General features: G+C 65.0%; 8 protein-coding genes and 1 pseudogene. All 9 read left to right on the forward strand.

Annotation, left to right across the window (positions count from 1 at the left end):
- On the forward strand, nucleotides 1-898 hold an 898-nt coding region (oxlT, locus tag MOV74_RS21730; RefSeq protein ID WP_246926523.1), incomplete at its 5' end, for an oxalate/formate MFS antiporter.
- Between the two features lie 176 nt (nucleotides 899-1074).
- Nucleotides 1075-1503, forward strand: coding sequence for a CBS domain-containing protein (locus MOV74_RS21735; protein ID WP_246926531.1), 429 nt, complete (start codon nucleotides 1075-1077; stop codon nucleotides 1501-1503).
- Nucleotides 1504-1728: 225 nt separating this feature from the next.
- Entirely contained in the window at nucleotides 1729-2748 is a 1020-nt protein-coding gene (locus tag MOV74_RS21740) for a 2-dehydropantoate 2-reductase (protein WP_246926532.1), read from the forward strand.
- Nucleotides 2748-3533: a fumarylacetoacetate hydrolase family protein gene (locus MOV74_RS21745; RefSeq protein ID WP_246926533.1), complete on the forward strand. Its 786-nt coding sequence runs from the start codon at nucleotides 2748-2750 to the stop codon at nucleotides 3531-3533. Before MOV74_RS21740 ends, MOV74_RS21745 begins: the two co-directional genes overlap by 1 nt.
- Nucleotides 3534-4188: 655 nt before the next feature.
- On the forward strand, nucleotides 4189-5595 hold the full coding sequence (locus tag MOV74_RS21750; protein ID WP_246926534.1) for a hypothetical protein: 1407 nt from the start codon (nucleotides 4189-4191) through the stop codon (nucleotides 5593-5595).
- Between the two features lie 362 nt (nucleotides 5596-5957).
- Nucleotides 5958-6155 carry a hypothetical protein gene (locus tag MOV74_RS21755; RefSeq protein WP_246926536.1) on the forward strand — a complete coding sequence of 66 codons (198 nt, stop codon included), beginning with the start codon at nucleotides 5958-5960 and terminating at the stop codon, nucleotides 6153-6155.
- A 58-nt stretch (nucleotides 6156-6213) separates the two neighbouring features.
- Nucleotides 6214-6861: a hypothetical protein gene (locus tag MOV74_RS21760; protein WP_246926538.1), complete on the forward strand. Its 648-nt coding sequence runs from the start codon at nucleotides 6214-6216 to the stop codon at nucleotides 6859-6861.
- 1413 nt (nucleotides 6862-8274) lie between these two features.
- Nucleotides 8275-9270 (forward strand): nitronate monooxygenase family protein, encoded by a 996-nt coding sequence (locus tag MOV74_RS21765; protein ID WP_246926540.1) that lies wholly within the window; start codon nucleotides 8275-8277, stop codon nucleotides 9268-9270.
- Nucleotides 9271-9295: 25 nt separating this feature from the next.
- Nucleotides 9296-9455, forward strand: a pseudogene (locus MOV74_RS21770) (quinone oxidoreductase); the annotation flags it as partial.

The raw sequence follows: 9455 nt of genomic DNA on the forward strand, positions 1-9455 counted from the left end.
TGGCGCGACGGCCGCGGGCTTCGGCGCCGGCGCCGCCCTCACCATCGTGCCGATCGCGAGCATGATCGCATCGAGCGGCTATCAGCACGCCTTCCTCACCTTCGGCATCGGCCAGGGCGTGATCGTGTTCGCGCTCGCCTTCTTCATCCAGCCGCCGCGGCTCTCGATCCCGCCCAAGAAGAAGCAGCTCAATCTGCCGCAGACCAAGATCGACTTCACCCCGCCGCAGGTGCTGCGCACCCCTATTTTCTGGATCATGTACCTCGTCTTCGTCATGGTTGCCTCGGGCGGCCTGATGACGGCGGCACAGATCGCCCCGATCGCGCACGACTTCAAGATCGCCGACACGCCGGTCACGCTCGCCGGCTTCCAGATGGCGGCGCTGACCTTCGCGATCTCGCTCGACCGCATCCTCGATGGTTTCGGTCGCCCGTTCTTCGGCTTCGTCTCCGACACGATCGGCCGCGAGCACACCATGTTCATCGCGTTCGGCACCGCCGCGCTGATGCTCTTGACGCTGTCGGCCTACGGTCACATCCCGCTGGTCTTCGTGCTGGCGACCGCGGTTTACTTCGGCGTGTTCGGCGAGATCTACTCGCTGTTCCCCGCGACCTGCGGCGACACCTTCGGCTCGAAGTTCGCAACCACCAACAACGGCATGCTCTACACCGCGAAGGGCACCGCCTCCCTGCTCGTTCCACTCGCGAGCGTGATCTCGGCGGCCTATGGCTGGAAGGCCGTGTTCGTGGTCGCCGTGGCCTTGAATGCGACGGCGGCGCTGATGGCGCTGTTCGTGATCAAGCCGCTGCGCCGCTCCTTCATCCTCGGCAAGGAAGCCGAGAGCACCGAGGCCGCGACCGGCAGCGCCAAGACAAGCGCAACGACCGAGACGGCGTAACCGCCGCACGCTTTCGCACGACGAGAACGGGGCGCAGCGATGCGCCCCTTTCTTTTTGTCTCGATGACAAACGTCAGCATCGCTGTCGCAAGATTTTTCAGATCACCCAATCCAATGCTTGACGATTGGCATTATGTATACCACACTTCTCCCAACATTCACCCAGGGAGGTTGCGATGCTGGTCGGAGACATTCTGCGCAAGAAGACACCGCGCGTTGTCACGGTGCGAATGAACGAAACGGTGGGCATCGCCGCCAAGCTGATGCGCGCCAACAACATCAGCGCTCTCGTGGTCAAGGACGTGGTCCGCTCCGAGGGTAACACCGCGGTCGGCATGTTCACCGAGCGCGACGTGGTGCGCGCCGTCGCCGAGCACGGCGCGAACGCCGTCAACGTCAAGGTCTCGCAGCTCGTCTCGGTGCAGCAGCTGGTGTCCTGCACCTCGAGCGACACGATCGAGCACGTCCGCCATCTGATGAACATTCATCACATCCGCCATTTGCCCGTGATCGACGACTACAGCCTCGTCTCCGTCATCAGCATGCGCGACATCGCAGCTGCCATGGACGAGGCCATCAACGGCAAGCCGCAAGCAGCCGCCTGAAGCGTCGCACGCTTCCAGCCACGGAAAGGACGCGCCCCCTCTCCCGCTTGCGGGAGAGGGTTGGGGGGAGGGTGTCTCCGCTGGGGAGACTCCCCAAGAGGACAGAGCCCTCACCCGCCGCGCTCTCCGAGCGCGTCGACCTCTTCCGCAAGCGGGAGAGGTGCAGCGGCCCCGTGGCCCCATCGATCGAACCAACTGCCAATTCGGCTCCTTCGCGAGGACTTCATGAAGATCTGCATCTACGGCGCCGGCGCTATCGGCGGATATCTCGGGGTTCAGCTCGCGCGCGCAGGCGCCGATGTCAGCCTCATCGCACGCGGCGCCCACCTTGCCGCGATGCGCGAGCGCGGCCTGACGCTGCTCGCGGGCGAGGAGAAGCACACCGTACATCCCCGCTGCACCGACGATCCCGCCGAGCTCGGCGTGCAGGACTACATCATCATCACGCTGAAGGCGCATTCGATCACCGGCGTGATCGAGAAGATGCAGCCGCTCCTGGGCCCGCATACCCGCATCGTCACCGCCGTCAACGGCATCCCCTATTGGTACTTCTACAAGCACGGCGGCCAATACGAGAACTCGACGCTGGAGAGCATCGATCCCGGCGGGCGGCAGTGGCGCGAGATCGGCGCCGAGCGCGCCATCGGCTGCATCGTCTATCCCGCCACCGAGATCGAGGCGCCCGGCGTGATCCGCCACGTCTACGGCAACAATTTCCCGCTCGGCGAGCCCTCGGGCGAGATCACCTCGGACGTCACGCGCCTCGCCGATCTCTTCGTCGCCGCCGGCCTGAAGGCCCCGGTGCTCGACCGCATCCGCGACGAGATCTGGCTGAAGCTGTGGGGCAATGTCTGCTTCAACCCGATCAGCGCGCTCACGCACGCAACGCTCGACGTGATCTGCACCGATCCGGCCACGCGCTCGCTGTCGCGCGCGATCATGGTGGAGACGCAAGGCATCGCCGAGACCTTCGGGGTCAAATTCCGCGTCGACGTCGAGCGCCGCATCGAGGGTGCCCGCAAGGTCGGCGCCCACAAGACCTCCATGCTGCAGGATCTCGAGCGCGGCCGCCCCATGGAGATCGACCCGCTCGTCACCGTCGTGCAGGAGATGGGCCGCCTCACCGGCATCGCCACGCCAGCACTCGACTCGGTGCTGGCGATGGTGACCCAGCGCGCCCGCATCGCCGGCCTCTATGACGGCGTCTCGACGCTATCGGATCCCCGCGCATTGGCGGTGGCGTGATGACAACCGAGGTGAAAAACTGGCTGCGCTTCCGCCATGCCGGCACGACCGGTTTCGGCACGCTGACGCCATCGGGGATCAGGGTGCATGAGGGCGAGATGTTCGGCCGCAACGCCCCGACCGGCAAGAGCCTGGTGCTGTCGGAGGTCGAACTGCTCGCCCCGTGCGCGCCCAGCAAGATCGTCGCGCTCTGGAACAATTTTCACGCGCTGGCCGCCAAGCTGAACCAGCCCGAGCCGCCGGAGCCGCTCTATCTGCTCAAGGCCACCACCAGCATCACGACGCCCGGCGCCGTGATCCGCCGTCCCTCTTATTACGACGGCAAGACCACCTATGAGGGCGAACTCGGCATCGTCATCGGCAAGACCTGCGCGCGTGTCTCCCCGGGCGAAGCCGACGGCTTCATCTTCGGCTACACCTGCGTCAACGACATCACCGCCAACGACATTCTCACCAGCGACCCCACCTTCCCGCAATGGGCCCGCGCCAAGGGCATCGACGATTACGGCCCGTTCGGCCCCGTCATCGCAACCGGCCTCGATCCGGCCAAGCTCGTTGTCCGCACCATTCTCAACGGCGCCGAGCGGCAGAACTACCCGATCTCCGACATGATCTTCACCGCGCAGGAATTGGTCAGCAAAATCTCCCACGACATGACCCTGCTCCCCGGCGACCTCATCGCCGTCGGCACCTCGGTCGGCGTCGGCGTGATGAAGGAGCCGGTGAACACGGTGACCGTCGCGATCGACGGCATCGGCGAGCTGACCAACGAGTTTCGGCTGTAGCCACCACGCGGTGCCGTAGCCCGGATGGAGCGGAAGCGAATCCGGGGCGCTTGCCGCGGGGAGAGAATCCCGGATTGCGCTTCGCTCCATCCGGGCCACAGGCTATAGCCTGACCATCATTCGCGGACGCAACACCATCGTGCCGCTGGAATGACGGCTCACCGGCCATTTTCGCTGCAGCGCGGCAAAATTGATCCTGCGCAAATCGCGCCGTGGCGGCCGCCATTATCCTTCCTGGCGACAGATCGATTTCTGATGCAAGGAGGACGCCATGACGAATGCCGGTAATGCACTTTTGTGGACGGCTCTGTACTTTGCCCTCGCGTTCGCTGCGATCTTCGTCGTCTGGTTCGCCGACAGGATGCGCTCGAACTTCCTCGGGAAGTGATCGCGAGCACGACGCGGTAGTCCAGATAAGCGGAGCGACATCCGGGACAGGCCTTGACGTGGTCCCGCATGTCGCTGCGCTCATGCGGGCTACAGGCCTCGCGTCTTCGGGAAAACCCGGCAACCCAGCCGCTCTCCACTGATCGGCTGACGCAACCAGCCGTGAATCGCGCTACCGGAAACCTCCGGCGAGCCGCGCGGGCCTTGATCTCGGTTCCGCTCTCCAATAGCAATCATGGCGAAAATGTGTACCGGCTGAGGAGTCACGATGTGGCTGTTTTTCCTGGTTGCCTGGTTTGTCCTGCTCGCCGCCATCACGTTTCTCGCCCAGCAGGCGTTCGGTTATGACCTCAGTCACCTGCCCGCCTGGTTCGCGGGCCTGCCCGTGCCGCAGCGCCTCACGACCGGCGCGATCCTGACCGCAGGTCTGGCACTGATCGGGGCAACCGCCTGGCGGCTGTCACGCCAGGACCGGCGCCTCGACAAATTGCGCGACCGCCTCAGGAAGACCAGGGAGGACGTCGTCGTCGCCCACGCCCTGCAAAACCACCTCGATGCCACCGTCCAGCACCTGATCGAAAGCGATCCCCGCGAAGCGGTCTCCGCCCTCCACGACAAGCTCGGCGAGACCGAGCAGCGCGCGCTGCTCCAGCAGGGTCGCAACGAATCCACCGACATGCACGACCAGCTCGCCGAGATCCGCCGCCGCCAGCAGGCGCTGCGCGAGATGGTCGGCAAGGTGGCCGATCAGCGCCGCGCGGTCGAGCCCGTCTTCACTGAGGTCCGCGACCGCCAGAATCAGCTCGAACGCTCGCTGCATGACCTCGAGACCGACGACCGCAAGAACAATCTCGCCGACCGGCAGAGGGACATCGCGCGCGACGTGTCGGCGCTTCTGGGGCGGGTGAACGCGGTCCAGGAGACGTTTGCAACACTGAACCAGTACAAGGAGGATCTGGCGAAATCCCACGCCGAGCTGGTGCCGCTGCGATCAACGGATGCCGGCATCAACACCCTGATCGACGAGCTCAGCCTCAGCCACGATCGCCTTGCCAAGAGCATCGACGAGCTCGAGACCGGCGGCGAGGCGCCGCTCGCCACCCGCGTCGAAACGCTGTCGAACAACAAGATCGAGATCGAGCAGCGCCTCGCCCGCATCGACGACAGCTTCAACATCCTGAAAACCATCCGGCTCGATTTCGAGGAGCTCGGCCAACGCCGGGCCCAGCTCGAACGCTCGCTCGCCGATGTCGAGACGGACGCCGACGGCAAAACCCTCACTGAGCGCCAGAACGCGCTGAACGATTTCGTCCTTCAGTCGCGCCAGCGCCTCGGCGCGCTACAGGAGACGCTGGCGACGCTGAACGCCTTCAAGGCCGAGCTGTCGAAGTCGCAAAACGACCTCGTCCCGCTCAAGGCCCCGGTGTTCGGCATCGAGGCCATGATCGCGGACGTCGGCACCACCCGCGACCTCCTCGCCAAAACCGTCGGCGAGATCGAGGCGAACGGCGACGTCACCCTCGCCTCACGCGTCGAGACGCTGGCCAAGAGCAAGCGCGAGGTGGAAGACCGCCTCGCCCGCATCTTCGATAATTTCAACGCGCTCGACGCCTTGCGCAAGGACATCGGCGGCATCTTCGCGACGATCCGGAACAGCCTCAACCGGATCGGGTGAGAACATCGGTGCCGTAGCCCGGATGAGCGAAGCGACATCCGGGACCATCCGTAAAAGACCCCGCATATCGCTGCGCTCATGCGGGCTACGAAATCGCGGACGTGCGTAGGATGGGTAGAGCGCAGCGAAACCCATCATCTCTCGTCGCGCAAATAGCCGATGGGTTTCGCTGCGCTCTACCCATCCTACAGACCGGCATCGCGCCCCTCCGAAACATCCGTACACATCACATCTTCGCGCGCCAATGCCGCCGACATGCCTCGCGCACGCCGCAACTTGGTCGCATTCGGACGCCCTTCTGTGAGGCGTGTCTGGGGGCACGGCACTGCCGTGTTTGGACCAAACCTTCTAGGGGTATCGCTGTGAAGAAGATTGTAATTGCTCTGGGTGCCACGCTTGCTCTGGTGACGGCCGCGAACGCTGCGGATCTGCCGCGCCGTCAGCCCGTGCCGGCCTATCCGGCCGAGCAGGCGCCGATCGGCAAGATGCCGATTGGCAAGAGCCCGGTTGGAAAGGCCCCGATCGGCAAGGCGCCCGGCCCGGTCGCGGCGCGCTACTGACGCGCCAGCGCAAGGCGCGCAAAACCAGCGTAAGCGGCCGACAGTCGAGGGGCACAGCGTGACGAACAGACCTGATCGATCGGGATCCTGCATCCTTGCGGGGCTCGCGCTCGCGGCGATGATCGCGTGCCTGATGCCCTCGGCTTCGGCGCACGAAGCGAACAAGCGCGTTGACGCCAATGCGCTTGCCACGACCGGCTCCACATCACGGCCGGCGCCGCAATCGACGCGGCGCTCCCTCGCGCGCGTGGAGAAAGGTCCGTATTACGTCGACTTCCGCGCCCGCACGGCCGCAAGCTGGGGCCATGCTTTCGTCTGGTACGGCAAGACCAGCGAGAAGGCGGTCGAGGTCGCAGGCCTCACGCCGGCGGGCGATACGCTCGCTTACGTGCTCGGTCACATCACCTTCGTGCCGTCCGAGACCGGCGCGAGCTACGGCGATCTCGATCCGGACTATCTGACCGCGAACTATCGCGTCTATCTGAACGAGGCCGATGCCAAGCGCGTGTTCGCCTATATCAAGAAATTGCAGGCGAGCTCTCCGGTCTGGAACGCCGAAACCGCCAACTGCACCGGCTTCATCGGCGACATCGCCGAGTTCATGGGCTTGCAAGTCCCCAACCGCTGGCAGCGCCCGGAAAACTTCGTCAACCGCCTCAAGGAAATGAACGGCGGCCGCCAGATGGTGCGGCTGTCGGCGGAGTAGCCGCAGCCCTGGATTGGCGGCCGTGTCGCCGTAGCGGCCTAGTAGCCGGATGGAGCGCAGCGAAATCCGGGACCGCCCTCGCTTGCCGCACCAGCCCCGGATTGCGCTGCGCTCCATCCGGGCTACGAACCTCCATCATCCCCTCGCCGTCATTGCGAGGAGCACAGAGACGAAGCAATCCAGAATCCCTCCGCAGGACGATTCTGGATTGCTTCGCTGCGCTCGCAATGACGTGTTGATAGCAGGCGCGCACAACACCTCGCCGGAGTTCGAAGCGCCCCCTCGCCCGTCGGGCAACACACCCGCACAATCCCGCACCCCGCCTGTCAAGCCCCGCTGCCGCAAATATTCCACTTTACCGAAATTCGGATTTGTCGTACAAGCGAACACCCTGGCCCGAGACAAGGGGCGGATCGCGATCGTCACGAACCGCGGGCTGGGCAGCGATGGACGCGACGGCGTCGGGCGCGAAGCTCGTTGCAGGGCGGGAAACCGTGAGCAACAGGGCTTTGCGCATACGACCCGGCGCTGACAGCGTCTTCGCATGGCTTCGGGCGTGAGCACGCGCCAACCCTCGAAGCGACATGCGAAGACGTGCGCGGACGGTCAAGTCGTGTGGTCCTGACGCCCGGGGTCTGTGCGTCAAGTCTTGTAGTGATGTGGCGGCCCGACCGGGCGCGCGCATCGATCATCTGCATGGCGACGGGGGCAATAGTGCATCGCTCCCCGGGGAGAGCACGAAGTACGCCGTAAACCATCGCGCAGGGAAGGCCGGGCGTTCGGCTGACCTGTGGTCCACCCCGTGTGCATCTTTTCGCGCACGGACTGCGGGTGCCAGCCGGCGCCCGGCCTTCCCTGCGCCCTTGTCTCGATAAGGGCGACGCGATCAAGCAAAACTCGGGCGAGAATGCGCCGCGAGAGGGCGATCGTGTGTCTGCTGTTCGAAGTGCGAATTGAAGAGCGATGGCCTTGCCTCGTGCTCCGTCATTGCGAGGAGCCCTTGCGACGAAGCATCCAGAATCCCTCCGCGGAAATATCCTGGATTGCTTCACTACGCTCGCAATGACGATGGAGGAGCAGCAACTCCGATCCATGACCGTCACCCTGAGGCGCCGGAGCGAAGCGCAGGCCTCGAAGGGCGACAGCCCGGCTCTGGCAGCGCGGCCGCTCATCCTTCGAGGCTCCCCATTCGACGCGTTGCGTCCCATGGCTCGCACTTCCAGCGACAACCGCTTCGCGGTTGCGGGGGGATGACGGAACTGAAATTATCCGCCCCGCGGAATCCCCCTCACCCCCCGCATGATTGCCCCGCCCTCACCGCAAGCCGATCCAATAGACATTTTCCGACCCCGGCGTCATCCTGCCGCCATCAACCGATAACAAAGCGCCACGAGAGGCGGGGGGAAACACATCATGTTGCAGACACGGTTCACCAAGCTCGTCGGCGTAGAGCACCCGATCGTCCAGGGCGGCATGCAATGGGTCGGCCGCGCCGAGTTGGTCGCCGCCGTCGCCAATGCTGGCGCGCTCGGTTTCATCACGGCGCTGACCCAGCCGACGCCGGAGGACCTCAGGAAGGAAATCGCGCGCTGCCGCGACCTCACCGACAAGCCGTTCGGCGTCAACCTCACCATCCTGCCCGCGATCAAGCCGCCGCCCTACGCCGAATACCGCGCCGCCATCATCGAGAGCGGCATCAAGGTGGTCGAGACCGCCGGCAACAAGCCGCAGGAGCACGTCGACGAGTTCAGGAAGCACGGCGTCAAGGTCGTGCACAAATGCACCAGCGTGCGCCATGCGCTTTCGGCCGAGCGGATGGGCGTCGACGCCATCTCGATCGACGGCTTCGAGTGCGCCGGCCATCCCGGCGAGGACGACACGCCCGGCCTGATCCTGATCCCGGCCGCCGCCAACAAGGTCAAGATCCCCATGATCGCCTCCGGCGGCTTTGCCGATGCCCGCGGCCTCGTCGCTGCACTGGCGCTGGGGGCCGACGGCATCAACATGGGCACGCGCTTCATGGCCACGAAGGAAAGCCCGATCCACCAGCTCATCAAGGAGAAGATCGTCGCCAATGACGAGCGCGAGACCGAGCTGATCTTCCGCACCATGCGCAACACATCGCGCGTCGCCAGGAACGAAATCTCGACCAAGGTGGTCGCGATGGAGAAGGAAGGCGCCAAGTTCGAGGACATCCGCGAGCTCGTTGCGGGGGCCCGCGGCAAGATGGTCTACGCGACAGGCAATTCCGACGAAGGCATCTGGTCGGCCGGCCAGGTGCAGGGCCTGATCCAGGACATCCCGACCTGCGCCGAGCTCATCTTCCGCATCGTGCGCGAGGCCGAAGCCATCATCCGCAGCCGGCTGGAGGGCATGATCGTTCAGCCGCAACGCGAAGCCGCGGAATAATCACTGCAAGAAGCGAGAGCAATCCATGAAGGCTTACGTCTACGGCCCTGAAGGCGCTCGGATTTCCGACGTCGCTCAACCCAAGCCGAAAGGCACGCAGGTGCTGGTCAAGGTCCGCGCCTGCGGGCTCAACCGGGCCGACACCGGCATGCGCAAAGGCCACGCCCATGGCGCGGCCGGGGGTG

Origin of the sequence: Bradyrhizobium sp. SHOUNA76 (assembly GCF_023006445.1) — a bacterium.
In the GTDB taxonomy this organism is placed as follows: Bacteria; Pseudomonadota; Alphaproteobacteria; order Rhizobiales; family Xanthobacteraceae; genus Bradyrhizobium.